Source organism: Pseudomonas sp. BAY1663 (assembly GCF_000582595.1).
In the GTDB taxonomy this organism is placed as follows: Bacteria; Pseudomonadota; Gammaproteobacteria; order Pseudomonadales; family Pseudomonadaceae; genus Stutzerimonas; species Stutzerimonas stutzeri_AF.
Genome location: NZ_AZSV01000065.1, coordinates 1 through 26,228 on the forward strand (window position 1 = coordinate 1; position 26,228 = coordinate 26,228).

19 protein-coding genes and 7 pseudogenes are annotated in these 26,228 nt (G+C 55.7%); 15 read left to right on the top strand and 11 right to left on the bottom strand.

Features of this window, described 5'->3' with window-relative positions:
- Positions 1-97: 97 nt before the first annotated feature.
- The 3 genes from BAY1663_RS16515 to BAY1663_RS16525 all read left to right on the top strand — a co-directional run bounded on the left by BAY1663_RS16515 (position 98) and on the right by BAY1663_RS16525 (position 5,422).
- Positions 98-2,539, top strand: coding sequence for a site-specific integrase (locus tag BAY1663_RS16515; RefSeq protein ID WP_037042853.1), 2,442 nt, complete (start codon positions 98-100; stop codon positions 2,537-2,539).
- Positions 2,540-2,701: 162 nt separating this feature from the next.
- Positions 2,702-3,961, top strand: coding sequence for a site-specific integrase (locus BAY1663_RS16520; protein WP_011914403.1), 1,260 nt, complete (start codon positions 2,702-2,704; stop codon positions 3,959-3,961).
- A gap of 1,095 nt (positions 3,962-5,056) precedes the next feature.
- A complete protein-coding gene (locus BAY1663_RS16525; protein WP_017243953.1) occupies positions 5,057-5,422 on the top strand; it encodes a histone-like nucleoid-structuring protein, MvaT/MvaU family in 366 nt (121 codons plus the stop codon).
- Positions 5,423-5,547: 125 nt separating this feature from the next.
- On the opposite strand, the gene umuC is transcribed toward BAY1663_RS16525, so the two are convergent.
- Both umuC and BAY1663_RS16535 read right to left on the bottom strand, forming a co-directional pair.
- Positions 5,548-6,828, bottom strand: a complete 1,281-nt coding sequence (umuC, locus tag BAY1663_RS16530; RefSeq protein ID WP_037042829.1) for a translesion error-prone DNA polymerase V subunit UmuC — start codon at positions 6,826-6,828, stop codon at positions 5,548-5,550.
- Positions 6,815-7,246 (bottom strand): LexA family transcriptional regulator, encoded by a 432-nt coding sequence (locus tag BAY1663_RS16535; protein WP_011914412.1) that lies wholly within the window; start codon positions 7,244-7,246, stop codon positions 6,815-6,817. Before BAY1663_RS16535 ends, umuC begins: the two co-directional genes overlap by 14 nt.
- Positions 7,247-7,328: 82 nt before the next feature.
- Here BAY1663_RS16535 and BAY1663_RS16540 point away from each other — a divergent pair, with 82 nt between their 5' ends.
- From BAY1663_RS16540 to BAY1663_RS16555, 4 genes are all read left to right on the top strand, one after another.
- Entirely contained in the window at positions 7,329-8,042 is a 714-nt protein-coding gene (locus BAY1663_RS16540; protein ID WP_011914413.1) for an SOS response-associated peptidase family protein, read from the top strand.
- Positions 8,043-8,492: 450 nt separating this feature from the next.
- Entirely contained in the window at positions 8,493-9,608 is a 1,116-nt protein-coding gene (locus BAY1663_RS16545) for a hypothetical protein (RefSeq protein WP_037042831.1), read from the top strand.
- Positions 9,605-12,967, top strand: coding sequence for a hypothetical protein (locus BAY1663_RS24500; RefSeq protein WP_164838465.1), 3,363 nt, complete (start codon positions 9,605-9,607; stop codon positions 12,965-12,967). The genes BAY1663_RS16545 and BAY1663_RS24500 overlap by 4 nt, the downstream gene beginning before the upstream one ends.
- A 373-nt stretch (positions 12,968-13,340) precedes the next feature.
- Positions 13,341-13,961, top strand: coding sequence for a tyrosine-type recombinase/integrase (locus BAY1663_RS16555; RefSeq protein ID WP_037042836.1), 621 nt, complete (start codon positions 13,341-13,343; stop codon positions 13,959-13,961).
- Positions 13,962-14,086: 125 nt separating this feature from the next.
- On the opposite strand, the pseudogene arsJ reads toward BAY1663_RS16555, so the two are convergent.
- The 7 genes and pseudogenes from arsJ to BAY1663_RS16590 form a co-directional block, all read right to left on the bottom strand.
- Positions 14,087-15,300: pseudogene (arsJ, locus tag BAY1663_RS16560) on the bottom strand (organoarsenical effux MFS transporter ArsJ).
- A 26-nt stretch (positions 15,301-15,326) separates the two neighbouring features.
- The gene (locus BAY1663_RS16565) at positions 15,327-16,331 is read right to left on the bottom strand and encodes an ArsJ-associated glyceraldehyde-3-phosphate dehydrogenase (protein WP_037042838.1); all 1,005 of its coding nucleotides are present in this window, start codon (positions 16,329-16,331) and stop codon (positions 15,327-15,329) included.
- A 23-nt stretch (positions 16,332-16,354) separates the two neighbouring features.
- Positions 16,355-16,855, bottom strand: coding sequence for a cyclin-dependent kinase inhibitor 3 family protein (locus tag BAY1663_RS16570; RefSeq protein ID WP_037042839.1), 501 nt, complete (start codon positions 16,853-16,855; stop codon positions 16,355-16,357).
- Positions 16,856-16,874: 19 nt separating this feature from the next.
- Positions 16,875-17,585, bottom strand: coding sequence for an arsenical resistance protein ArsH (arsH, locus tag BAY1663_RS16575; RefSeq protein ID WP_003118379.1), 711 nt, complete (start codon positions 17,583-17,585; stop codon positions 16,875-16,877).
- An 18-nt stretch (positions 17,586-17,603) separates the two neighbouring features.
- Positions 17,604-18,074: an arsenate reductase ArsC gene (locus BAY1663_RS16580; protein ID WP_037042840.1), complete on the bottom strand. Its 471-nt coding sequence runs from the start codon at positions 18,072-18,074 to the stop codon at positions 17,604-17,606.
- Positions 18,075-18,096: 22 nt separating this feature from the next.
- The gene (locus BAY1663_RS16585) at positions 18,097-18,441 is read right to left on the bottom strand and encodes a metalloregulator ArsR/SmtB family transcription factor (RefSeq protein WP_037042856.1); all 345 of its coding nucleotides are present in this window, start codon (positions 18,439-18,441) and stop codon (positions 18,097-18,099) included.
- A gap of 30 nt (positions 18,442-18,471) precedes the next feature.
- Positions 18,472-18,878: pseudogene (locus tag BAY1663_RS16590) on the bottom strand (arsenate reductase ArsC); the annotation flags it as partial.
- 109 nt (positions 18,879-18,987) lie between these two features.
- On the opposite strand from BAY1663_RS16590, the pseudogene arsB reads away from it, so the two are divergent.
- Together arsB and arsA are read left to right on the top strand one after the other, a co-directional pair.
- Positions 18,988-20,066, top strand: a pseudogene (gene arsB, locus BAY1663_RS16595) (ACR3 family arsenite efflux transporter).
- 9 nt (positions 20,067-20,075) lie between these two features.
- Positions 20,076-21,829, top strand: a pseudogene (gene arsA / locus BAY1663_RS16600) (arsenical pump-driving ATPase).
- Between the two features lie 51 nt (positions 21,830-21,880).
- Here arsA and BAY1663_RS16605 read toward each other — a convergent pair.
- Positions 21,881-22,153 carry a hypothetical protein gene (locus BAY1663_RS16605; RefSeq protein WP_033987446.1) on the bottom strand — a complete coding sequence of 91 codons (273 nt, stop codon included), beginning with the start codon at positions 22,151-22,153 and terminating at the stop codon, positions 21,881-21,883.
- A gap of 223 nt (positions 22,154-22,376) precedes the next feature.
- Here BAY1663_RS16605 and BAY1663_RS24680 point away from each other — a divergent pair.
- Positions 22,377-22,619, top strand: a pseudogene (locus BAY1663_RS24680) (integrase); the annotation flags it as partial.
- A gap of 231 nt (positions 22,620-22,850) precedes the next feature.
- Positions 22,851-23,129 carry a hypothetical protein gene (locus BAY1663_RS16610; RefSeq protein WP_037042842.1) on the top strand — a complete coding sequence of 93 codons (279 nt, stop codon included), beginning with the start codon at positions 22,851-22,853 and terminating at the stop codon, positions 23,127-23,129.
- 82 nt (positions 23,130-23,211) lie between these two features.
- Here BAY1663_RS16610 and BAY1663_RS16615 read toward each other — a convergent pair.
- Positions 23,212-23,544 (bottom strand): annotated as a pseudogene (locus BAY1663_RS16615) (DEAD/DEAH box helicase); the annotation flags it as partial.
- Positions 23,545-23,773: 229 nt separating this feature from the next.
- On the opposite strand from BAY1663_RS16615, the gene BAY1663_RS16620 reads away from it, so the two are divergent.
- The 4 genes and pseudogenes from BAY1663_RS16620 to BAY1663_RS24040 form a co-directional block, all read left to right on the top strand.
- Positions 23,774-24,388 carry a hypothetical protein gene (locus tag BAY1663_RS16620; protein WP_037042844.1) on the top strand — a complete coding sequence of 205 codons (615 nt, stop codon included), beginning with the start codon at positions 23,774-23,776 and terminating at the stop codon, positions 24,386-24,388.
- A 24-nt stretch (positions 24,389-24,412) separates the two neighbouring features.
- Positions 24,413-25,477, top strand: a complete 1,065-nt coding sequence (locus BAY1663_RS16625) for an ABC-three component system protein (RefSeq protein WP_037042847.1) — start codon at positions 24,413-24,415, stop codon at positions 25,475-25,477.
- Positions 25,474-25,914: an ABC-three component system middle component 2 gene (locus BAY1663_RS16630; protein WP_037042850.1), complete on the top strand. Its 441-nt coding sequence runs from the start codon at positions 25,474-25,476 to the stop codon at positions 25,912-25,914. Before BAY1663_RS16625 ends, BAY1663_RS16630 begins: the two co-directional genes overlap by 4 nt.
- Positions 25,911-26,228 (top strand): annotated as a pseudogene (locus tag BAY1663_RS24040) (hypothetical protein); the annotation flags it as partial. The gene BAY1663_RS16630 and the pseudogene BAY1663_RS24040, both read left to right, overlap by 4 nt.

Below are 26,228 nucleotides of genomic sequence, written 5' to 3' on the forward strand. Positions count from 1 at the left end.
TTCAACACTGAAACCCGTCTAGAACGCGGGTTTCAGCCCAGATTTGATGGCATTGGATTACTCACAGTCCGTCTGTGAATCCAAAAGGTATGCCATCATGTCCAAGCGCCAAAGCAAAACAGGTGTCCCCCACCTGGTCTATCAAGCCAACTCTGGCTTCCAGTACTACCTCACATTCCCGAAGCATTTCGCGGCCAACCCGAAACTGCCTGCGCAAATCCGGTGGTCGCTCAGCCACGACGAAGCCCTGGCCCGCGATCTCGCTAAGTACCTGAATGCTTCTTTCGAGCACTTCCTTGCCAAAGCAACAGAGCACTACGTCGAGCTCTTTTCTGACCGCCTGCTGGTTGACCTCCAAAGGTTTCACCTTGCGGTAGCGGAAGCTCTTAAATTCGCCGACCGAGTTTGGAAAGTCCGCCCGTCGCCAATGAAGCTCGCGAACCAAGACCTTTCGGTCGCCCACGCTCGCATGATGAAAGAGAGTGCCGAGCGTGTAGTGCTCTATAGCCACGAGCCAGGGGGCGAAATTTTCTTCGCACTGACACCAACGCCCGCACTGGTAAAAGCGCTTGGGGTCGGGTTCGTACGCTTTGACTGGCCGCTCGGAACCAGCAACCAGAACGTGGCGAGCGACGCTGCCCGGTACATTTACGCTGCCCTTGATGTACTCGAGACAGTCCCACCCTCTCCAGGGCGCTATTCGAAAGAATCTCCTGCGTTTGCAGCGATGACGCTTTATGAATACCTGTGCCATGCCCGCCCAGACCAGGGTCGGAATCTCATGCACATCCCCCCAGCACTACCGCAATCTCGGCAAGCTTTGCATTTTCATCTTCAGCAAGCCAACGCGATGCATCTGAAGCTGCGCATCATTGATCGAGCGCTCTTGGTGCAGGAGGAGTCGGGGCTTTATGTGATGCTTATCGAACTTGATCCGCTGTGCATGAAAGCGCATCTGAGAGAAAAGAAAAGCTTTCGGGTTGAGCTGCTCACTAGCTCCATCATCATTGCGGTCCTCATGCTGACGTATACGCTGCAGAAGGTTGATAAGGTGCTGTTGCGTTACTTTCAGGAAGACGATCACCAAGATCCTTACGCCCAAGCCATGCAGGAAATCGGTGACCTGGTTCGGCGGATGTTGGGTTCTGCTGCAACCACCGAGCCTATGCAGACGATTCCGGAGCTGAACTCGCCGACAGATGCTGTGGCACCGCCACAGGATCCAGGCACGCTCGCGTTGCTGAATGCGCTCGGGAGCGTTCTGCCCGACGCGCAGAAAGCCAAGCTTGAAACCCTCTTTACGCAACCCTCCGTCAACGATCGCATTGTCTCGCCGGCGCGTGGTTCAAACGCAGGGTTGAGCCTCGCAGCTTTGGTAAAGGAATACGAAGAACGGCAAATTCGTGAAGGCGCCTGGGCTAACCCGCGGACTCGCATTACCGCAAAGGCCCGCCTGGAAGGCCTGTGCGAGCTGCTTGGCGGGCACCGGCAAGTCGAGACGCTGACTCGCGCTGAATTCAACACGCTACGCGATCATCTGCGTAGCTATCCGAAGAACCGGCATCGCCTCCGTGCCACGCGTAACCAGCCGCTAAGTAAGATCATTAGCGACGGTAAGTTCGAGCCAATCAACCCTCGCACTGCGAAAAAGTTTTTTGAGCTGGCAAGGGCCCTTGTCACCTACGCTCATGATCAGGGTTACATCACCGAAAATATCGCGGCCGGATTGGCATTCAGCACCAAAGGAGCCGAGGCGCCGAGGAAGCGCACGTATAGCCCAAGCCAGATCGAGAAACTTCTTCACGGTCCGGCCTACACACTGACCACGCCGCCGCGCTGGCGCTTGGATGACTACAAGTTTTGGCTGCCGCTGCTTGGCCTTTTTACAGGCGCAAGGCTAAGTGAGCTGTGCCAGCTACGGCTCGAAGACATTCGGCAAGAACTCGGCGTCTGGCTCATCAGCATCAATCGAAGCGGGTCGAAACAGCTGAAGACGTCCGATTCGGAAAGGTTGGTGCCGATTCACCGGCAGCTTATCGAGTCGGGCTTCCTGGAGTTTCATCAAGCACGCCTGGAAGCTGTCGAGCGAGACGGCAAGGCTCCGCTTTTCGACAATATTCGGGTATACGGCGACCTTTCTCCCGGGCATGTTGCGAGCCGTTGGTTTCTCGGCTCAAGCCAGATTAGCCGGGGTTACCTTGGGCTTTGCGGCCTGGGAGATGACGGCCTGACGTACCACGGTCTGCGCCACACCTTTATCAATCAATTTCGCAGACAGAACCTTGACCTGGCGAAAGCCAAAGCGCTTGTAGGCCACTCGGATAAAAGTACCACCGGTGGGTACGGCGACTGCTATCCGTCTGACGTGCTCAAAGACGAGCTCGACAAGCTCGATTTCGGGCTAGGGCTGGGACACATCCATTACCGGCACTATCAAGAGTTACGAGAACGCCAGGGCGTTTTCAATGTCGGTCGCCCGGTTGGCACCCCCTTCCCCAGCGTGCGGGTTGCTAAGCGACACTGGAAAACGTACGCATAATATTCAGCTAATAAAAGGTAGGGGCTCGCTCTTACCTTTTGCTCATCTTGCGATTATTGACAAGTTGTCAATAAAAACTATCGCATGGTAAATCCTAATAGATTATCTTGACTGTTTATCCATCCAGTAATAATCTCAAGCCTCACCCACTGTGAGGTATATATGAATGTAACTGCCCCCCTCTCCATTCCTTTTTACAAAGGCCTGAGTCTTATCGTCGAACCCGGCCATGAAGAACACTTGCGAATCGCGTTGGCAAACATTTCAGCGATTACGGATGCGATAAACCGCTTTCAGTCTTCTCCTTTGCTTACCGAGTTCATGGACATAACGCTGTCCCGCTTTCTGCGAGAAAACAATTACGCAGGGAAATCCGAGCACATGCTTCGAGCGCGGATGGAGAAACTAAAAATCGCTCTGACGCAAGATAATCCTACCCGCCGAGTTGCTGAGCTTGATCGGGCCGACGTACAGCGTCTGAAGGATCAGCTACCGTCGTTACTCAAGCAGAACGCTGCGTCGGGTAGCAAAGGCGCAAACCTCACGACCTACTATCAGTTGTTCAATCGAATGCTGGACGAAGCACTTGAGAGCAAGCTGATTACCGAGGCGATCAAAGTCGCGACCTGCAATACAAAACACGCCGAAATCACCAAGCCATTTCTGGATAGCAATCTGAATCAGATGTTCTCAGGCTGGCCCTACAGAAAGTATCTCGCAGGCGACCTGCCGAAAATCAACCAGGACGCCAAGCCCTATCGGTTTTGGTTGCTCCCGCTTGGGCTCTATACCGGCGCGCGGCTTAACGAGCTCTGCCAGCTACGTGTGCATGATGTGATCCAGGATGTCCACGGCGTAGACCTTATCGATATCAACGATAATGGCTACAACAAGTCGTTGAAGACGGGGCCGTCGGCTCGGCAGATTCCAATCTGCTCGAAGCTAGTGGAGATGGGCTTTCTAAATTTCGTAGAAGAACGGCGCCAGGCCGATGGCAATGACGCTCTGCTTTTCAACGAGCTGAGCTTCGATCCAAAGCACCTATACTCCCGCGACCCAAGTCGGTTTTTCTGCGGGCCGTGCACGGGTACAGGATACATCGGTCAGCACTGTCCGCCGGCGGTTAATGGCGGGCTCAATTTTAAAAGTCTCCGTCGCTCGTTTGCCGTTCGGCTGGAACGGTCAGGCATATCTCCATCCACGATCGCCTATCTGCTCGGCCATGAGGGTGGTGCACCAGAAGTCACAGCAGACCATTACCTGGAGCAGCCACTGAGTCTGAGATTACTGGAGCAGATGGAACGGGGACTGACATACAACGCACAGACCGAGCAGATCCGCTGGGAGCATTTTAAAAAGCTGCTCGCAAACCAAGCCGGACGCGGAAAGCGAGGAAGGAGAACTAAGCAAAAGCCTTGCTAGCGCGTAGCGTTCAAAACAATCATCGCCTGGAGATGATTATGAGACAGGATGAATAAAAGGCCGCAGCCAATCTGCGGCCTTTTTCGTTCTGAACACAACAGGAAAGAAACCGAATTTTCACGCAACTCCGGGCATCGCTTGCGGCGACGGTTGGCACGCCCTATCGCTGAGCACAGTCCACCATCGAAGAACTTGCATCCGCTGCGACGAGAATTCCGTGACAGTCGGCTGCTGCCACACAAATTTCAGTTGAAGCGTGGGCGCTTTGGCATCAGACCGGACACCGCTTCATAACGCCACTGTGACAGACACACGGCACGGTCACCCGGCGCATCGACACTCACTAACTGCCGCAAGCCCTACGAGTGACACGGCGAGACTGCAGCACTCGAGTCATGTGACATGGCGGTCGTAAGACAAGTGTGCCGCAGTGATCGGGCTTATGATTGAGGCCGGGGCGGCAGCGCCCGCGAATGGCGCAGCTCACGTCTGTGCACAATCGCCATTTCGGCCAGGCAACGCCTGGCGGCTATGATTTGACAACAAAATTGCGGGGGCATACTTGAAGCAGCGAAGCGTTCCTTCAAGTATGCCCCCGCGCCCCATACTTGAAACCTTCAAGTATGGGGCAGTTGAGCATTTTGGGCGTTTGCAGGTAAGCGAAACGAATGTGGAGCGAGACCGAGCAATAAGACCAAAATGATCAACTGCCTTCGCGAAGCGGCTGCCATTGTTGTCAAAAAAGGCAGCTTTCTTCATTTGCCGCAGGTAAATGGCTAGCTCCAATTTCGATGCTATGCATGGCTACCTCTGCTAAAGCAGAAGAAGCCTGCTCACGTCCGCTTCCTCTACGGGATGCGCGACGTTTCTATGCAACGGCCGCCGCTTGGTCACCTCCCATTTTGCTAACCCACCACTTCATATGTCAGGAAGTACGCACCTCTCTGGCTGACAAACACTCCGCAGCGCCATCCCTGTACCAGCCTTCTCGATGACTGAATTACTCACGAAATCGGTCGGTCCTTAGTTTTCTCCCTCCGTGCCCAAGCGGTAGACTGAGACACACAAAGCAGTTTCGTTCTCCGAAGGTTACCCATGTCCAAACTCGCCGAATTCAAAGCTCTAGAAGCCCAGCTCGCAGCCCAGCTCAAGCAGCTTGATGCTCTTAAGAATGACGACAAACTCAAGCGCGAAATCGAGTTCGAGGAAAAACTCCGCAATTTGATGGGGCAATATGACGTAGGCCTGCGCGAAATTATTTCAATATTGGATCCGCAGCCCAGCCGCACCAGCATCAGCGCCACCCCGACGTCTCAAGCGCCTCGTCGGCAGCGCCAAGTTAAGGTTTACAAAAACCCAGAAACTGGAGAGGTGGTAGAGACGAAGGGTGGCAATCATAAGATTTTGAAAGCTTGGAAAGAAAAGCACGGCGCCGAAAAGGTAGAGGGTTGGCTTCAGTAAGCTATCCGACCAACACAAGAGCCAGGCACTGCCTGGCTTTTTCTTTACGCTTTCAGCGGTCAACGGATGCAAGCGATCGCACTACAACCAGTACCTGGAATTCATCGGTCCTCGCATGCACTCGCCTAGTTGCACCGCACCACCCACAACTGATCCAGCTTGGTCGTGAAACTTTGGCTCATCATCTCCCGTCGCATGCCCCAGTCCGGCGCGGTGGTTACGCGGCCGGGCCGGAGGGTATTGCGGCCCCACTTGGCGTTGATTGCATCGAGCACGCCCATAACGCGCTCCGACGCGGCGGGCTGGGTTTGGGCGAATAGATCGTCGGTGTACTCGCCGCGCTGGCAGAGGTCCATCAGCAGGACCTCTGCCTTGCTGAACGAAAAGCCATCGCGATAGATGTGTTCCAACCCAGCGATCGCCGCCCGGATGATGTAGCGGGTGTCGTTGGTGGGATACGGCAGCTCACACACGACGCCTTTCGCGAACTTGGGCTCGTCGGGATTAAACATGCCGGTACGGATGCTGATTCGGACGCGCTTGCACATGGACTGCTGTGCCCTCAGCTTCTCGCTGGCCCGAGCGGCATATGCCGCCACTGCGTCCTTGATTGGCTCAAGCTCGCGCAGGCGCTTGCCGAACATCCGCGAGCAGCAGATCTCCTGTTTGGGTGACGCGACCTCCTCCAGATCGAGGCACGGCGTCCCGCGCAGTTCGCGTGCGGTTTTCTCGATGACCACGCTGAATTTTTTGCGCAGGGTCCAGGCATCCGCGCTAGCTAGATCCCAAGCAGTACGTATGCCCAACCTGTTCAGGTGCTCGGTCATCCGGCGACCGACACCCCATACATCGCCGACGTCAGTCACGCGCAGCACCTTGTCGCGCCGCACCGGGTCGAGAAGGTCCACTACCCCACCCGTCTGCTTCTGCCAGCGCTTCGCTGAATGGTTCGCCAACTTGGCGAGCGTCTTGGTCCCCCCAATGCCCACCCCGACCGGGATACCTGTGCTGCGCAGTACCTCAGCGCGGATCCGCCTGCCGAGCACTTCGACGTCTGGCACACCGGTAAGGTCGGCAAACGACTCGTCGATTGAGTACACCTCAACCGCAGGCACCAGGCTCTCGATGACCGTCATGACGCGCTCGCTCATGTCGCCGTACAGCGCGTAATTGCTGGAAAACACCACAACGCCCCAACGCTCCAGGTCGCGCCGGATCTGAAAATACGGCACGCCCATTTTGATACCGAGCTGCTTTGCCTCGGCCGAGCGCGCGATCACGCAGCCGTCATTGTTCGAAAGCACGACGATAGGCGTACGGCGCAAGTCTGGTCGAAAGACACGCTCGCAGCTGGCGTAGAACGAGTTGCAATCAATGAGGGCGATGGCCCGCTCAGTACTTGCCATGGATTCGGATGCTGTATGACACCACGCCCCATACGTAGAGTTCTTCGCTTTCGAGGAGGTACCGCGGCGGGAACTTCGGATTAGCCGAGCGCAGAATGACCTGGCTGCCGGCTCGGTCGAAAATCTTGACCAGAGGCTCGTTATTCAGCGCTGCGATGATCACCTCCCCTTTTTCTGCCTCCCGTCCCCGGTCGATGATCAGAATGTCTCGGTCGAAAATGCCGACCTGGATCATGCTCTCCCCGTCTGCGCGCGCCAGGTAGGTATGCGGAGCTCGGATGTTCATCAGCTCGTCGAGCGAGATGCTCCCCTCCATGTGGTCCTGCGCTGGGCTCGGGAATCCGGCGGGCACGCAGAAACTGAAAAACGGCAGTGCAATTGTGGCGGGAGCAGCAGGTCCCAACATATGGACGGGCATGGCACAGACCTCATAACTGTATGCATATACAGTATTCTGAAGCTAGAGTCCGGTCAATTGAACCAGATGTGCGGGGGCACCCATGTGTGGACGTTTCGCTCAGTACCGAATCGCCTATGAGTACCTGGACAAGATCGCGATGCAGCTGCCCTTGCCATTGCGTGGCAGCGTGAATCCTGAGCCAATCGGACGCTACAACGTGTGTCCGCAATCACTGGTTCAGCTCCTGCACCAGGACGATGATGGCCTGCGCATGGAGCCGGTCAAGTGGGGTTACGCCCCATTGTGGGCACAGGGGAAGCGACCACCAGCGATAAATGCCAGGGTGGAAACGGCCGCGACTAGCAAGTTCTTTCGCGATATCTGGCAAACCGGCCGCGCAATAGTGCCCGCTGATGGTTGGTACGAGTGGAAGAAGGACGCGGCCAACCCGAAGATCAAGCAGCCCTACTACATCACGCTCCGTAGCGGCGAGCCGATGTTTTTCGCTGCGCTCGGGCGGTTTCAGCGAGGCGCCTCGCTGGAACCCCGAGACGGCGACGGCTTTGTTGTCATTACGTCATCTAGCGCTGCCGGCATGCTCGATATTCACGATCGGCGTCCTCTGGTTCTATCGCCAGAGTACGCTGCGCTCTGGATGCAGCAGGAGCTTTTGCCGCTCAAGGCTGAGGAGCTAGCACTGGCGCATGGTTTATGCGTCGAGGAATTCGAGTGGCATCCGGTGGGTAAGGACGTCGGGAACGTGCGGAATGATGGGCCGGAACTTATCAATAGGATCGCCCAGCCGCTGGTATAAAGGCATTTCGCTTCAATGACCGTTGGTGACAACCTAAATCAAGTGCGAGCTTTGCTTTCAGGCCCGCCACTGTATGGGCTCGCGCGACGGTGAGTCGTCAGTTTAGAAAAGTGAGCCAGGGAAATTCGCTAAAGCTCAAACGACGAGCTTGAACACACCTCTTAGGGCAGATAGCACCGCTTCCGCTTACGGCCATGAGCTGCCACTCACATACGTCAGACTCCGGCCAAAAGTAGGCGTGAACATGCTCACGTAGGTTGGGGCACTTCACATACGTGGCTGCCCGGAGACATCTGGTGGTGTATAAGCTTCCCCTAGGCCTATCTAAACTGAATCTTGATAAATCGCTTTTTGGCGGATTATTTATCCCTTCCTCTCGCAACTCCGCTGAGATGGGCTCAATGGCTCTGCAGACTCCGTTTGAATATATGCAATTGGAATAATCACCTGATGACTAAAATTCCAGCTCTTACTCTCGAAGACCGTTTGATGCGTTTGAAAGAGATCCTTCAGGATGAAATTAATCCCGCCCAGTTGGAGAAATTAGCTGCGGCATTGATTAGTTCGCTTACTCAGGTCGGGATCGGGGTTGCCAAATCGGGCTTTCAATTTGGGGGGGATGCTGGCCCTGCGGGGCGTCAAGGGCGTCGCTTCCGAATTGAGACTAAGCGCTACGGAGACACGACGAGTCTGAGTGACCGAGAGCTGCAAGGAGAGGTCGATGACGCTCTGTCGCGTGATCCCTCGCTGGAGGGGTGGTTTCTTGTCGCTACTCGTGCGGCCCCCGAGCAGCTCGAAATGGCGCTCTTGAGCAAGAGTGATCAGATTGGGGTTCCCATCATCGTTATTGATTGGAAACCGAATTCATTCCCTGCATTGGCGGCACTCTGCACTGCGGCTCCCGAGGTTCTCGGAACGTTTGTCTCGACTGAAGCCGAAAATCTCGCACGCGAGCTGCAGGTAGATGGTGCAGCTGTTTTGGCGTCGCTCACTCGCGATCTTGAAAGTTGGCATCTGGGCTTCGAACGCTTGCGCTCGCTGCCGATACACCATCTGAAAAAGCTGTGGACTAAACCTTGCGCATCTACGGCAGTCCTTGGGCAGGACACAGCGGGCGGTCACTATTCAACTACGATCAGGCGAGCGAGCAGCTTCGCAGCGCTGACCCACTGGTGGTCTGGCAGAGATACGACTGAAGCACCTGCTGCTGTAGTGGGCTGGGAGGGCGTCGGAAAAACATGGGCGACCCTCGACTGGCTTACGGATCGCAGTAGCGACCTTCCTATCGTTCTGGTTGTGCCTTCGGGTTCAGTGGCTGGTTTCAACGCTGTCTCGCAAGCATCCCTAAAAGATCTGATTGCCGCCCGATTTTATGAGTTGACGCAGGTACGGGATCTGACGCATTGGCGGAAGAGATTGGATCGACTGCTATGTCGTCCTATCGAGGAGGGGCCAGTTCTCACGATCTTTTTCGATGGCATGAATCAGGAACCATCAGCCCCTTGGATTGAGATTCTGCGCTATCTACAAGATGAGCCTTCGCTGGTCGGGTGCGAGTTATCGTGACGACCCGCAATTTACACATGAAGGAGCGGTTAGGATCCCTTCGAGGTCTCGTTGTTCGACCAAATGAAATTACTGTCGATATTTACGATGACCTACCTGGCGGTGAACTAGATCAGCGTCTAGCTGCGGAGGGGCTGACTCGTGCAGATCTTCATGAGGATCTTGTTAAATTCGCTAGAACCCCGCGGCTCTTTAGTCTTGTTATTCGATTTCACGAGCGACTCACCGACGCGGGGCAAGTCACGGTGCATCGTTTGCTCTGGGAGTATGGTCGCGACACGCTTGGAGCTCGTGCAGGAAAGTCTTTCAGCGAGGATGAGTGGCGTTCCTGGTTGCAGGAAGTAGCACAGCGACACATTGATGGCATCCGAAGGTACAGCATGCGGAGTCTTGGCGAGACGACCGAGCGGGCAGACCTTTCCAGCAATCAAGTGTTTCTTCGGCTGAGCGACATAATAGATACTCGGTTCGCAATCACGAAAGCGCCAGGCCAGCTTGAACTCTCATCGACGCTTGTGGCTCATGCGCTGGGAGCAGCTCTCCTTAGCCATATGGATGCGCTTGGCATTACGGATCGCGATAAGGCTGATCTTCAGTTCGCTGAGTGGCTTGATCCTATTTCTGGCCTAGATGAGCGCGCAGAAATTCTTCGTGCCGCAGTTTCAATCATGATTGAGCGGGATAGTGCTACAGCGTCAGCCGTAGCGTCGAGCTTGGTTTCCGAGTGGCTACGGTCGCAGAACATTCCAGATGAACACCGTACCGAGCTCACTCGTATTGCTGTTGCTATCCCCGATCCGTTGCTTGATACCGTCGCGCTTCAAGGTGAGGGTGCACAAAGGTCTGCAAGGGTCTGGGCCGTGAATGCGCTGCGCGCAATCCCAAGAAGCGATACCACGGCGCTTTCAAAGATCATCAGCCACGTCATTACCTGGCTCAGAACCGTGTCCCGTGATGTCGATCATCTGGCACAACGCCATGATGACTCTGAAAAGGCGCGATCGGCGCGGTTCATGAAACGGTTAGGAGTAGATATCGATGGCCCATGCACTGTGCTCGGGAACCAGATTTTGCTTGTGGAGCGACGATCTGACGAGGTGATACGCACCATTCCTTCGTTGCTTGAAGGATTTCCCCTTGTCTCGGTTGTGCCGGTCTTTGAGGTTGCTGCATTGGTACTTGCAATCCGGGGGCGCTGCGACTTTTGGGACGGCTTGAAATGGCTTTGTCTGCTGAATAACGAAGACTTCACCGAAACCGCGAAAGAGCTGAGATTAAAGTCTGGGCAAATAGCTGCCAGAGTTCCAGAGCATGGAATCCATCCAGAGCTTCCCTTACGGGTTGCTGCTCTCTTGTTGTGGCTTTCTGGTGACGAGGATAACGAGGCAGCTGCAGCACAGCTAAATCCAGCTCTGGATCAGCCGTTTTCCTACGACGCCGATTATGCAAATGATCCTGGCCGAAGCATATTTAAGCTAGAACGCCGTCATGCAGAGCAAGTGTTGCTCGATGCGAGCCTTTCACTCCGGCGAAAAATAGACCGCACCAAAGCGTTCTGGCTGGATCCAGGATTCGCTCCCCCAACATCATTTATCGAGGCGCTGCGAAAGGATTGCCAGGATATCGAGATCAGCACTCTCGATACCAGCCGTTCGCAAACCGCTGGGGATCATGCGTTCAACTCCCTGGCTCCTGTGCTTGCACGGTGTGCTCCAGATCTGCTTGCGCATCTGCTACGCACAAAGATAGTCGGCTTTGCCAACCGGCCGCCTGAACAGCGTTTAGCGAACGCCATCGGAATCACCGAGCAGCTGCTATTGGTAGATGATGCGTGCGCTGAGTCAGCACGCGTTACGCGACTGAAATCTCAAGAGCTCAATGATGACCATGAGGCAACAGTGGCGAGTCAGCTGTTGTTAACGGAGATTCAAAAACTTTCAGCTCCGGCGCAAGTAACTGCGATCATTGAAGCGGGTTTACCGGTTCTGTTCCGAGACTTCGCAGAGGTCTTGAAGCCATTGACTGCGGATGAAACGGATGCATTAGTTGAACGATACGCTAGTGGAACGACCAAGCAAATTGAAGATTTAATCTGTCTTCTGTTGTGCATCTCCAGAGAAATTGGTGACCGTACATGGCAGTGGTTGGAAACTTTGGTCTTTGATCCCGAGTTCAAATCCCAAACTGAGGTATTCAAGCTGCTGGCAACCTCCGACGATGAGCGCTTTGGACGAGTGCTGGTAGATGCTGACTGGCAATGGCAGGCCGACGAAGTCGTCGAGAAGAATCATTTTGGGTCTCTAGCATTAATTGCTGCTACCAAAGGACTTCCTTTTGATCAAATCGCTTCGTCAGTAGCACCTTGGCTGTTGTTCAAGGCAGTTAGGGTTAGAGGCGCTTCCGCTGCTGACGCGCACCTGGCAGTTGAGATTGTTGGTGGACTCCTTCATGCCCCCCAGATCCAGGTTCCTGACCCCGGCTCCTACCTTTCAGTTAACAGCGAGCATCGCAAGCAGTACCCATTCTCCATCTCGTTGACCCCTAAACCGGCTACTGGTGATCCACTCGAGGAGCTACGAGATGCTATGGATGCCGAGAAACAACTTGCGGATCGACGTCGTGCCGTCGATACGGCCCTTGAGCGGATTAGGACCGCACACCAAGCTGGCGCGACCCTGTACCTTCACGATCTAGAACCCGATGACCTTGTACCAATCATCGAGCACGTGCCCACCGCTGTGGATCTTTGGATTGAGGGAGCGAGTGAGGCTACGGCCGACTTCAAGCGGCGCGTGCGCTTGGCCGAAGGTCTCTATCTTGCGCTGTGCGAAGCTCTGCTTATTGCATCGCCTAAACAGGGGGTGATGTTGTGGCGAGCCCTGAGTGAGGCTCTGATAACTCGTTTCGTTGGGGTGGCTCTAATTGAAGAAATGACTCAAATGCTCTTTCGCGCACCTGAATCGGAAGAAGTTGAAAGGCTGCTTAAGGAGGTGGTGGATAATGCTAGTAACGATCAGCAACTCTTTGAGGTAGCGATTGCAGCCAGCGTGAACGGCAAAGAGGCGTGGCTGGATCGTGTCATTCAGACTGACGAATCTTCTGGGGTGGTCTGGCGGCGTCAACGGGCGCAGAAACTGTATGGCTTCAAAAGCGGGAATCCGCTTCTCGATGTTTGGCCTGAGGGGCCAGAAGAGAATCTTCAAATATCACGAAGAAATGAAACAGCACAATGGCGACACAAAGAAGCTGCGCGCGCTATTGGTGGAGCTCTTACTGGAAATCAGAGAGCGATGAGAATGCATTCGCAGCGTGGATTCTCTTCATGGAATCAGCAGATCGGCGGGCGTATGGCTGGATGAGATTGGAAACAGATGAACTCGATGAGTTCGCTCCCACAATTCAGAGTCGTTTGGCACATGCCAACTACAATGTAAGCAACTTGAAATCTGCAATTAAAAAGCAGGAGAACCAGCTAGATAGGAAGTTTTTAGGTCGGACAATCATTGAGGGAATTGGTCCTTGGGGAAAAGCTACAGGCTAGCTTATTAACGAAATGCGAGTATAGGCTGGGGATGTCTATTGGAGCGGGGGGTGAATAAGCGCTGCTTTCATAGAGCCATTCAACCCTCAGATGCGCTCCTGCGGCTCGACTCAAGCTTGTCCGCTTTTGGCCGGTTAGCGACCACTGCTCTGGCTAGCCATCCTTGTCCTCCCACACGTGGAGGACTTGCCATGAACGCCATCGCTACCTGCAGCCGTCAGCCCTGGAACAAAGGAAAACTGGTCGGGCAGAAAACCCCGCTCCGACTTAGAGATATCTGGGCCATCCGAGTCAGGCTGCAAATTGCGGAAAAAACACGGGATCTGGCTCTCTTCGATCTGGCCATCGACAGCAAGCTTCGAGCCTGCGACTTAACCAAACTTCGTGTGCGCGACGTTGCTCATGGTGAGCACGTGTCATCACGAGCCATGGTTATGCAGCAGAAAACGCAGCGGCCGGTGCAGTTCGAGATCACTGAGCAAACACGGTCTGCTCTCGCGGCCTGGATACATCAAGCCCAGCTCCGCAGCGAGGATTGCCTTTTTCCGAGCCGGCTGCATATCTCAGACCATCTATCCACTCGTCAATACGCTCGTATCGTCAAAGGTTGGGTGAAAGCCATTGGCCTTGATCCAGCTCTGTATGGCACTCACACAATGAGACGTACGAAGGCATCGCTGATCTATCGCAGGACGAAGAACTTGCGGGCAGTTCAACTGTTGCTCGGCCATACGAAGCTGGAGAGCACCGTTCGATATCTGGGGATTGAGGTCGATGATGCCCTAGAGATGGCGGAACAGACCGAGGTTTGACCATGCATAGCGACGGTCGAAGCCAGGCCGTCGCTAACCGGCCATTAGCGGACATCAACGATCAGGCTCTGCGGTGCAGTTATAAGCTCAATCTTGCTCGCCGAGGGATCAGCTAGCCTGTTGGCTTAGGTTGTCGGTTGTTGGTGTCTGGGCAGGCCGATGGATATCAGTGCAGCCAGCACGACAAATCCGCTGGAGACCCACAGGCAGGTTTCCAGACCGTATTGCTGGAAGACCCAGCCAGACAGCAGTGTCCCGACCAGCCGGCCAAGCGCGTTGGACATGTAGTAGAAGCCGACATCCAGCGACACGCCGTCTTCCTTGGCGTAGCTGACGATCAGGTAGCTGTGCAGCGACGAGTTGATGGCAAACACGCCGCCGAAGATCAGCAGTCCGCCCACGAGCACCACTTGCTTAGGCCAGTCGCTATCTAGGCCGAGGGCAATGACAACCGGAATGCCGGCCAGCAGCGCCGCCCAGAGAAACGCAGCGCGACCATCGGGCACATGCCCGCTGCGCTTGCCGGTGAGGGCTGGCGCGAAGGACTGCACGATGCCGTAGCCAATGATCCAGGTCGCCAGAAAACCGCCGACCATCCAGAAGTCCCAGCCGAAAACCGTGCTCAGGTACACCGGCAGGGCGACTACGAACCAGACGTCGCGGGCGCCAAATAGGAACAGGCGGGCGGCAGAGAGGATGTTGATCGCCCGGCTCTTGGAAAGGATGTCCCTGAACTTGGGTTTGGCTTTGGCCTTGCCTAGATCTTTCTTCAACAAGAACAGGCTAGCGATCCAGATCAACGCCAGCACGCCGGCCATGGTCAATACCGCGCCGGCAAAACCCAGCACGGCCAGCAGGCGCCGCCGAGGAAGAAGCCCACGCCCTTGAGCGCATTCTTCGAGCCGGTGAGGATTGCCACCCACTTGTACAGCGTGCCCTGCTGGGCATCGGGCACCAGGAGCTTGATGGAGCTCTTTGCTGACATCTTGTTGAGGTCTTTGGCGATCCCCGACAGCGCCTGTGCGCCCATAACCCAGGGCACGGTCAGCCAGGCGGCGGGCACGGTGAGCATCAGCAGTGCGACCACCTGCATGGCCAGGCCAATGTTCATTGTGCGATTGAGGCCCAGCCGGGCACCGAGGTAGCCGCCGACCAGGTTGGTGACCACGCCAAAAATCTCGTAGAAAAGGAACAGCGCGGCAATCTGCAAGGGGCTGTAGCCCAGGCTGTGGAAGTGCAACACCACCAACATGCGCAAGGCGCCATCGGTGAGGGTGAATGCCCAGTAATTGCCGGTCACCAGCAGGTACTGTTTGACCTCCGGGGCCAGGGCTGACAACGCTTCATGCTTGCATCCCTACTTGGTTAAACGGCCAGGCCGACCAGTTTGGCCAGCTCCACGGTGCGGTTGGCATAGCCCCATTCGTTGTCGTACCAGGCATACAGCTTCACCTGAGTGCCGTTGATGACCATGGTCGACAGCGCATCGATGATTGAGGAGCGCGGGTCAGTGCGGTAATCGATGGAGACCAGCGGGCGTTCCTCGTAGCCGAGGATGCCTTTCAGCTGGCTGTCGGCAGCAGCCTTCAGCAGTTGGTTGACTTCCTCCACCGTGGTGGCCCGTTCGACTTCGAACACGCAGTCGGTCAGCGAGGCGTTGGCCAGCGGCACGCGCACGGCATGGCCGTTCAGCTTGCCGCGCAGCTCGGGGAAAATCTCGGCGATGGCGGTGGCCGAACCGGTGCTGGTCGGGATCAGGCTCATGCCGCTAGCGCGTGCACGGCGCAGATCCTTGTGCGGGGTGTCGAGGATGCTCTGGGTGTTGGTCAGGTCATGAATGGTAGTGATCGAGCCATGGCGGATGCCGAGGTTCTCGTGAATCACCTTGACCACCGGAGCCAGGCAATTGGTGGTACAGGAGGCAGCGGTGACGATGCGGTGCTCGGCTGGATTGAACAGCTGCTGGTTGACACCCATCACCACGTTCAGTGCGCCTTTCTCCTTCACGGGCGCGCAGACCACGACCCGCTTCACGCCCTGATCCAGGTAAGCCTGCAATACCGCCACGGTCTTCATCTTGCCGCTGGCCTCGATCACCAGATCGCAGTCCGACCAGTCGGTGTCGGCAATCGCCTTGTTGGCGGTGACCTGGATGCGCTTGCCGCCGATCACCACGCAATCGCCTTCGCTGCCGGCTTCGTGGTGCCAGCGACCGTGCACCGAGTCGAAGTTGATCAGGTGCGCATGGGTGGCGGCATCGCCTGCCGGATCATTGATGCGGACAAATTCGAACTCGGGCCAGTCCCAGGAGGCGCGCAGCGCCAAACGACCGATGCGACCTAAACCGTTGATACCAATTTTGATAGCCATGTTTTTCGACTCATCTACTGGAGTTAGTGGGCAGCATCGAACTGGGTGATCCAGTTGATGTGGGCAGGGTGTTGAATAGCCTTGGGACGCAGGGCTTGCACCAGGGCAATGGCATCGGCGCGGGGAATGCCGGCCTCGATCATGATCCGCGCCGCAATCAGCCCGGTGCGTCCCGAGCCGCCCTTGCAGTGGATGGCGATGTCCTGGCCCGCATTGAGCCGCTCAAGGATGCTCTGTTTGCAGGCTTTCCAGCCCAGGCCGAAATCTTCGAGCGGTACTTGCTCATCCGCCACCGGCAGGTGGAACCAGGCCATGTCCTGCGCCTGGCATTGCTTGCCGATGTCCTCGGCCCCGTTGGAGGCCAGTTCGCTTGCCGGCATCAGGCTGATCACGGCAGAGGCACCGGCCTGTTTCAGCGTGGCCAGCGAGTCGACAAGGCTGCTGTCTTTGGTGCCGGGACAGGGCGTGAAGATGAGTTTGCCTTGGATGCCGGGAATGCTGAGCAGGTCGTAGGGGTGATTCATTGAGAGGGTTTCCTGGCAGTCAGATGGCGCGCTGGTTGACGCGCTTGGAGAGTTCTTCAGCGGACTCTTTACGTTCCGAGTAACGGTCGACCAAATAGTCGCTGTGGCCGCGCAGCAGCAGGGTGAACTTGACCAGTTCCTCCATGACGTCCACTACGCGGTCGTAATAGCTGGAAGGTTTCATGCGCCCGGCCTCGTCGAATTCGAGGTAGGCCTTGGGCACTGAAGACTGGTTGGGGATGGTGAACATGCGCATCCAGCGCCCCAGCACACGCATTTGGTTAACCGCATTGAAGGATTGCGAGCCGCCACAGACCTGCATCACGGCCAGGGTCTTGCCCTGACTGGGGCGGATGGCACCCATGGTCAGCGGTATCCAGTCGATCTGCGACTTGAATACGCCGGTCATGGCGCCATGGCGCTCGGGTGAACACCACACCTGACCTTCAGACCAGAGCACCAGGTCGATGAGTTCCTTGACCTTGGGATGGCTGCTGTCGGCATCGTCCGGCATGGGCAGGCCGGAAGGATCGAATATTCGGGTTTCCGCGCCGAAGGCTTCCAGCAAGCGCGCCGCTTCCTGGGTCAGCAGACGGCTGTAGGAGCGCTCACGATTGGAGCCATAGAGCAGCAGAATGCGCGGCTTGTGCTCGCCTTCGGCGAGGCCCAGGTTTGTCGGGATAGAGCGGGCAAACAGCTCCTCGGCGACGTTGGGCAGGTTGTCGATCATGGGTTCTTACCTCTTGGGCTACAACGAGCCGATCCTGTTCAGCTCGGCCTTGAGCGCATCGCTGTCGAGTTGAGCAAAGGGCAGCGCGATAAATGCGCTCACTCGCTTCTGGATCTGCTGGATGGTGGCTGCAAACGCGGCGTTTATTTCCGCCTCAGATCCGTTAACGTCGGATGGGTCACTCAGTCCCCAGTGACAACGAGTCGCCGGGCCAAAGAAAACCGGGCAGGCCTCTCCGGCTGCCTTGTCGCAGACGGTAATGACGATGTCAGGGGCGAGAGCCTGATGGGCATCGGTTGATTTGCTGTACAGGCCTTCAACACCGAACCCAGCTGCAAGCAGTGCCTGCAAAGCCAACGGATTGACCTCCCCCTTGGGGTAGCTGCCTGCGCTAAAGGCCCGCATGCCCTTGGGAGCCATCGCATTGAAGATAGCCTCCGACAGGATGCTGCGGCAGCTATTGGCGGTGCAGAGAAATAAAACGTTCATGGTCATCCTCAATGGCTGGTATTCAATCGCAGGCCGGCTTGCGCCCAGGGCGATCTCGCATTTGCCAGAGGCGTTGCACATCCTGGCGTAACCACTCGGCATTGTTGTCCAGGGCCTGTTTGAGGATATCGGTCACCCATTCCGGCAGCTGCGGGTGCAGGCGGTAGTACACCCACTGGCCATTACGCCGATCCTCCAGCAGGCCACAGCCGCGCAGCAGGGCCAGGTGACGAGATATCTTGGGTTGCGCCTCTTCCAGTGCCGAGGTCAGTTCACAGACACAGAGTTCCTGTTCCAGGGTCACCAGCAAGGCGATTCGCGCCCGCGTTTCCTCGGCCAGGCATTTGAAGACTTCGGTTGGCGACATGGCATGCAGAGTGGAAGCTTCTTTAGCCGGTTTGCTTTTGATCAGCACGAACATCTTTATCCGTTCATGAATCTCATGCAGGGTCTTGCGATAGGCATCTTTCTGCGAGCTGGTTGCCGGGTCTTCAAAATTCCAGGCGATGTACTCACCAGCCCTGGCAGGGCCTGGCACTCCAGGGCGGACTTGTCACACAGGGTGATCACGTAGTCGAAAGGCTCGCCAGCGACCTGTTCGATGGACTTGCTGTAAAGCCCATCAGTGGGGACACCAAGCTGCTCCAATGCGTTGCGGGCTCGGGTGTCGACTTCAGTGGGGGCGGAGCCTGCGCTGTAGACTTCAAAATGTTCTGAGTCGGTGTGGCGCAGCAGGGCTTCGGCCATCTGCGAGCGTGAGGAGTTCGCGACGCAGAGGAACAGGACGCGCTTTTTCTGGCTCATGTTGATCCCTATCAAAGATGCACATGAGCAAATATATTATTTTTCGAATATGCAGTAAACTGAATATGCGGCGCGTTGCGCGCCAAGTGAATGAGGATAGGCAGCAAAGATGACAAATGCGTGTGAAGTCGCGATGAAGCAGGCCTCTGGGGCTCCACTGGGAGTTTTTGAGCGCTACCTGACCCTGTGGGTGTTCCTGTGCATCGTGGTAGGCACCGTGCTTGGCTTGGTTGTGCCGCAAGCGGCTCAGGCCGTCGGCGCCCTGGAGGTGGCGAAGGTCAATATCCCGGTTGGCCTGCTGATCTGGGTGATGATCATTCCGATGCTGATGAAGATCGACTTCAGCGCCATCAGCGAAGTGCGCCAGCAGAAGAACGGCATGTTCGTCACCCTGTTCGTTAACTGGGCGGTCAAGCCGTTTTCCATGGCGCTGATTGGCTGGTTCTTCATCAAGCAGGTGTTTGCGCCCTGGCTGCCCGCCGAAGAGCTGGATAGCTACATGGCCGGCTTGATCCTGCTCGGTGCGGCGCCCTGCACGGCGATGGTGTTTGTCTGGAGCAACCTGTGTAAGGGTAATGCCAACTTCACCCTGACCCAGGTGGCACTGAACGATCTGGTCATGGTGTTTGCCTTTGCGCCTATCGTGGCGCTGTTGCTGGGCGTTTCTTCGATCCCGGTGCCTTGGGACACCCTGCTGCTTTCCGTGGTGATGTACATCGTCATCCCGCTGGCCATCGCCCAGTTTCTGCGGGCTCAACTGATGAAGCGCGGCGAAGCTATTTCGAGAATGTGCTGGCGAAGATTTCGCCATTTTCCATCATCGCTCTGCTGGCCACTCTGGTTCTGTTGTTCTCCTTCCAGGGTGAGTCCATCGTCGAGCAACCCCTGATCATCGGCATCATCGCGATTCCTCTGTTGGTGCAGACACTGTTCATCGCGGCACTGGGTTACTGGCTCTGCCATACACTGAAAGTGCGCCACGACATAGCGGGCCCGGCCACCATGATCGGCGCCTCCAACTTCTTCGAGCTGGCCGTAGCCGTGGCCATTGTCTTGTACGGATTCAACTCGGGTGCCGCCCTGGCAACCGTGGTCGGCGTACTGATCGAAGTGCCCGTGATGCTATGGCTGGTACGCATGGTCAACAGCACACGCAACTGGTACGAGAGCAGCCTCAACAATCGCTAGGGGGTCAGCATGCGCTTTATCGACAATGCACCACGCTTCCTGTTCTTCACCGGTAAGGGCGGGGTCGGAAAGACCTCCATTGCCTGCGCGACAGCCCTGGAACTGACCCGTCAGGGCAAGCGCGTGCTGCTGGTCAGTACCGATCCGGCCTCCAATGTCGGGCAGGTATTCGGTCTGGAGATCGGCAATCAGATCACCGCTGTACCCGCCGTGGAAAACCTGGCGGCCCTGGAGATCGACCCACAGGGCGCAGCTCAAGCCTATCGGGATCGGATTGTGGGCCCGGCGAGGGGTGTCATGCCTGCTGATGTGGTCAAAGGCATGGAGGAGCAATTATCGGGAGCCTGCACGACCGAGATCGCAGCCTTCGACGAATTCACCTCACTGCTGGTCAACGATGAACTGAAGGCCCGCTTCGATCACATCATTTTCGATACCGCCCCGACCGGGCACACGATTCGACTGCTGCAACTGCCGGGTGCCTGGAGTGGATTTCTGGAGGCGGGGCAAGGTGATGCATCGTGTCTTGGCCCGCTGGCCGGTTTGGACAAACAACGTGATCAGTATCGCGAGGCGGTAGAGGCACTCTCTGATCCAGCCAAGACCCGTCTGGTTCTGGTTGCCAGGGCGCAGGCCGCCACCCTGCGCGAGGCTGCCCGCACACGCGAGGAGTTGGCAGCCATCGGGCTGCAAGAGCAGTACCTGGTGATCAACGGCGTGCTGCCGGCGAGTGAGGCGCAGAAGGATGTACTGGCCGCCGCCGTCTATAAACGTGAACAGGCCGCAGTCGCTGCCATGCCGCCAGCGCTGCGAACACTGCCGCTCGACCTGTTGCCGTTGAAAGCATTCAACCTGGTGGGATTGGATGCCCTGCGACAACTTTTGGTTGAGGGTTCTGCTGACAGCACGCAGGCACCGGCCAGTGCGCCGATTGAATTGAACGCTCCACGACTCAAGTCCCTGATCGACGAGATCGCCGCCGATGGTCATGGCCTGATCATGGTGATGGGCAAAGGTGGTGTCGGTAAAACGACTTTGGCCGCAGCGGTTGCCGTCGAATTGGCTCGACGTGGGCTGCCCGTGCACCTGACTACTTCTGATCCTGCCGCGCACCTTGCCGAGACACTGGATGGCACGCTTGAGCACCTGACGCTGAGCCGCATTGACCCGCATGCCGAGACACAGCGCTATCGTGATCACGTCATGCAAACCAAGGGCGCGGGCCTGGATGAGCAGGCTCGGGCGCTGCTGGCCGAGGATCTGCGTTCACCCTGTACCGAGGAGATCGCTGTATTCCAGGCCTTCTCGCGAATCATCCGTGAAGCCGGCAAAAAGTTCGTGGTGATGGATACGGCCCCGACCGGCCATACCTTGCTGTTACTGGATGCCACCGGGCTTATCACCGCGACATTGCTCGGCAGATGTCGGGCAGCAACATGCGTTTTTCCACGCCGATGATGCAACTCCAGGATCCTAAGCAAACCAAAGTGCTGCTGGTGACCCTGGCTGAAACCACTCCCGTGCTGGAGGCCGCGAGCCTGCAAGCTGATCTGCGTCGTGCCGGCATTGAGCCTTGGGCATGGGTGATCAACAATAGCGTGGCAGCCGCAAGGACAGAATCACCGCTATTACATAAGCGGGCGGTCAATGAGCTGAGGGAAATTGAGCGTGTCGCGACTGAGCACTCGCAACGCTATGCGGTCATTCCGCTCATGGCAGAGGAGCCGGTGGGGGTTGAGCGCTTACTCGCTCTCAGCAAGTAACGTGCACCAATTAAAAGGCCCGCATTCGCGGGCCTTTCTGGTTGAACGCACTTACTTCTTGATGACTTCAAGGTAGTCCTTGAGTGTCTTCTCATCAGCTGCTTTGACTGTCATCCCATTCGGGCCAGAGCCGATATCGGTGAACTGCTTGGCTGGCTCACCAGAGGCTTTGAAATCTTTTAGCTCCTGGGAGTCCTCGCGGAAAACCCATAGACGACCATCCTCAACCTCGGTAACAAAACCAGGCTTATCGAATTCGCTGGCCATAACGGAGCCGGTGAACAGAGAAGAGAGGAGCAGTGCTGAGAGGGTGAGGTTCTTCATGGCGCTACCTATTGAGTGGTGGGAGCCACCAATCTACTAGGGAGATCATTTCAGAAAAGTTACAATATGCGTTAATTCGAATGTGCGCATGTAACCATTCATTTCAGGTCTCAAAGAGCACCGCCGAGCTGTAAAGAAACCAAGGCAATGGCTGCTCCTGGCCGGTTAGCGTCCCTTGCCCGAGCTAACCATCCTTGTCCTCCCGTACGCGGAGGACACTTCCATGAACACCAATGCCACCAACAGCCATCAACCCTGGAACAAAGGAAAATTAGTTGGACAGAAAGCCCCGCTCCGCCTGAGAGATATCTGGGCGATCCGAGTGAGACTGTAAATCGCCGAGAGAACCCGAGATCTGGCACTTTTCGATTTGGCCATCGACAGCAAACTGCGAGCGTGCGATTTAACCAAGCTCCGCGTGCGCGACGTTGCTCATGGCGAGCACGTGTCATCGCGAGCCATCGTGGCTAACCTCGTCATTCAACACTCTCGCCCCCTATCAATATGCCCCGGGTATTCGTACCCGATCTGCTATTGAGCGATAGGTTCCGGCAGCTACCAACCATGAAAGCGATGCAAGCAGGCGCTTAGCTTTTCCCACCTCGGATGCGTCGATTGCGGCGGCGACTCTACGCGTGCTATACGAATCAGCAGTTAATGAGCCTATCAAAATTATCAAGCTGGATGTGGGGACACCATGACCTCGCCTTTCGAGAAGTACAGAGATTTACTTTTAGATGACTACAGCACTGCTGAGAGCCTTCAGAATTTCGTGCTTTCACTATACAACCGCAAAAAATTCCGGTTCGACCCGCAGGATATCCGTTTCTACGACATCGAACACTTTGAGATTTTCATCGAACTTGCTTCCAGTTATCGAGAACATGGCGAAGCAGATCGTGATTTCATTGCTCTCTGCAATGAAATGGTTGCTCGCCGTAAACAGAGCGGGCGCAAACGCGCGATTGATGCGTAGTAATTCGAAGAACGCGAGCTAAGCTCACCCGGATTTAAGATGGATCGCGCCGCTAGAGTTTGCTCAAACAGCCGCTCAGACAGGCGCGGAGCCTGCGCGATAGGATGCCTTCGGTTACCACCTCAATCTGCGTGCGCGGGCCGACCCTATTTTCCAGGCGAACACGGTAACCAATGGTATCACCCACCTTCTCGCCCAGCTCACTGGCCATGCGCTCTGCTGCTGCGCGGGCAGCCACTCGACGCGGCTGGAGCATCAGGATACTTTGCCCGTTCAACCAGGCTTCGTTGACCAGGGCCAAGGAAACGCGTGCCGTCTTACCGGCACCAGGCTGCGCCTGTAATACGACGGAGTCGTGGGCAGTCAGGGCCTGGAGCAGAGAGGGGATGGCGGCATACGCTGTCGTAAAACTTATACTGTCAAGGTGATGGGCTAATTGCGGCCCCAAGCACCGGGTCACCACTGACATCCAACCCGTGCCCCTTGACGATCTAAGCCCTCAAGGGATCAGCCAAAGGAGGCAGGCGTTGGATTCAACACCAGAGCCTCCCTAAACGTCCTTGCCACTAGTGCCGGCAAGTTGCCATTGCCTCTAATTAACCACGCAGGTTATAAGACTTCACCTCGCCGATACGGATATCGCCATGCAGTTCCCCGACTCCCTGAAATCTCTTGGACTAATAGTCACTGGCTTTACGGCGGGAATCGCGGCCTTTCAAAGCATTCTTTCCATAGCCGGTCTAGAGGTTGGCCCCCGCCACTCCTCGTGCCCCAATGGCCAGGTCGCCTTGCGGGTTGAGGCCTATCCATTTGACGCCAAGATCGACATCACCGAGCTCGATAAGCCTTTCTATAACGGCATGTGCCTCAACCAAGGCCGCTATGGTGTCACGGTCAAGGCCGACCGGTATCAACAAGAACACCGCGTTGTTCAGCTTGGGGCATCAGATCAGATCTCACTGTTCTCCCTGAAGCCCAAGATCATTGTCCATCTGGCCAAAGAGCATATCGTTGCAGACAGAAAGTTCACTGGCGAGGCGATATCAATCAGACTGCTGGATATTGACGTGCGATCTGCCGTCCAGTTGATCGCGGACTTTGCAGGCAAGAACCTCGTCGTTTCGAATGATGTGGAAGGGACAATAAGTCTAGCGTTGGAGAATATCCCTTGGGACTTGGCACTTGATTCAATACTGATCTCAACCGGAAATCAGCTTGAGGAAAGGAATGGGCTGTTTTATGTGTCCAAGAAATACTAATGCCCTGTCCAGAAGGGGCTCGAAATGATTGAGAGCGAAATCCCTCCACCAAAACCAGCTGATTTTTCAGCAACGGCCCTGGATGTCCAAATGGGGGCTCCCGTTCCCGTGCTGGACAGGCTGTTAATAATGTCCTCCGACGACTGGGAGGATTTCACGCTTGAGCTAGTGCACTACCTCAAGGAGCAGTACCGAAAGGTCACCAAATGTGGTGGCGGCGGGGATATGGGACGTGACGTAATCGCCTATACCGCGAGTGGGTGGAACAATTACCAGTGCAAACATTATAAAGAAAAACTGAGTGTTGAGGATGCCGTCCTAGAGATAGGCAAGATTTGCTATTACACCTACATCGGCGAATACCCGATTCCAGAGCGCTACTACTTTGTAACGCCTAAGGGCTGTGGCACCAACCTCATCAAAGCCCTGCACGACCCGCAGAAATTGAAGTCTGATCTTTTGAGCCGATGGGATAAAACTTGCGCTAGAAAAATCACCAAATCCAAAATCATCGAACTGGATTCAGAATTTCTTGCACATATCGACACCATTGATTTCTCGATCTTCGACGATATTCCTCCGCTGGCGTTGATCGAACTGCACAGCAAGACCCCTTTCCATACGCTGCGCTTCGGATTCTACAACAGAAGAAGGCCTGAAATACCTAAAGCCCCTGAAGCCATTGCGGCATCAGAGCACATTTATACAGCGGCTCTGCTTGAAGCTTTTTCCGATAAAAAGGGAGAAGTCATCGACCTTTCCTCTATCGCCAACTATTCAGACTTCAAGACTGAACTGAAAAGCGCCCGCAATAACTTCTACGCCGCCGAGTCCCTGGAGCGATTCTCCAGAGACTGGTTGCCCAGCGGCTACTTCAGTGATTTGAAAGAAGAGTGCCACGAGGCCATATCTGCCACCGTGAACCAGCAACACACCGACGGCTATGCGCGCTACTTAAAGACTTGTGAAATATCGGCTCTTGCCCAGTACAGCTCTCATCCGCTCCACCCCTTTATAAAAATTCAAGACAAAAAAGGGCTATGTCACCACATCGTCAATGACCAAGTTTTTCGGTGGGTAAAAAAATGAGTCTCCCAGTCGAAATCTTCAATGGCACGGTTGAGGTCGGCACTCGCATAGCGCTGATACTGACCAACATTGAAAACATAGAGCTAAATCTGGATCAGCTTGCTTTCTTCGATTATGTATTAATCTACTCCAAAGAGTTCAACGGCTCAGCCAATGTTCATCCACCTCTTCCCAATCATTTTGCCGAGATTATCAAGCGAAGAGAAACACTTCCAGCCACGCTGGCTTACTTCATATCCAAGGGCATAATCACAACAAGCATTGGTCGTGATGGCATCAAATACAAGGCCACCGACAAGGCGATATACTATACAAGCGCGCTGAAATCATCTTACTACAAAAAGCTTATTCAAAATCTCTCGTGGATCGAGAACAACGTTGATGAGCTGTTTGAGAAGCAGAAAAATTTGTTTAGTACAAGGGTTTGCTACAGATGATTATTCGCAGCCTAACTGTCAGCGGCGAGAACAAAGTTTCCTCTGCACTTTTTTTTGAGCGTGGCGCTAACATAGTCGTGGGCGCATCCGATACCGGGAAATCCTACGTCGTCCAGTGCATAAAATTTATTCTTGGCGCCGAAGAGCCTCCCAAGCCTATCGATGAATCTACCGGCTACACCACACTTACCGTTCAGTTTGAGCATGACGATGGCTCTGGCTTCACCTTAACGCGGGAGCTGAGCGAAAAGGCACCTATATTTCTGTATGAGCCAGGTTGCTCACCCCGCAAGCTCAAAACTAAGGAAACCCTG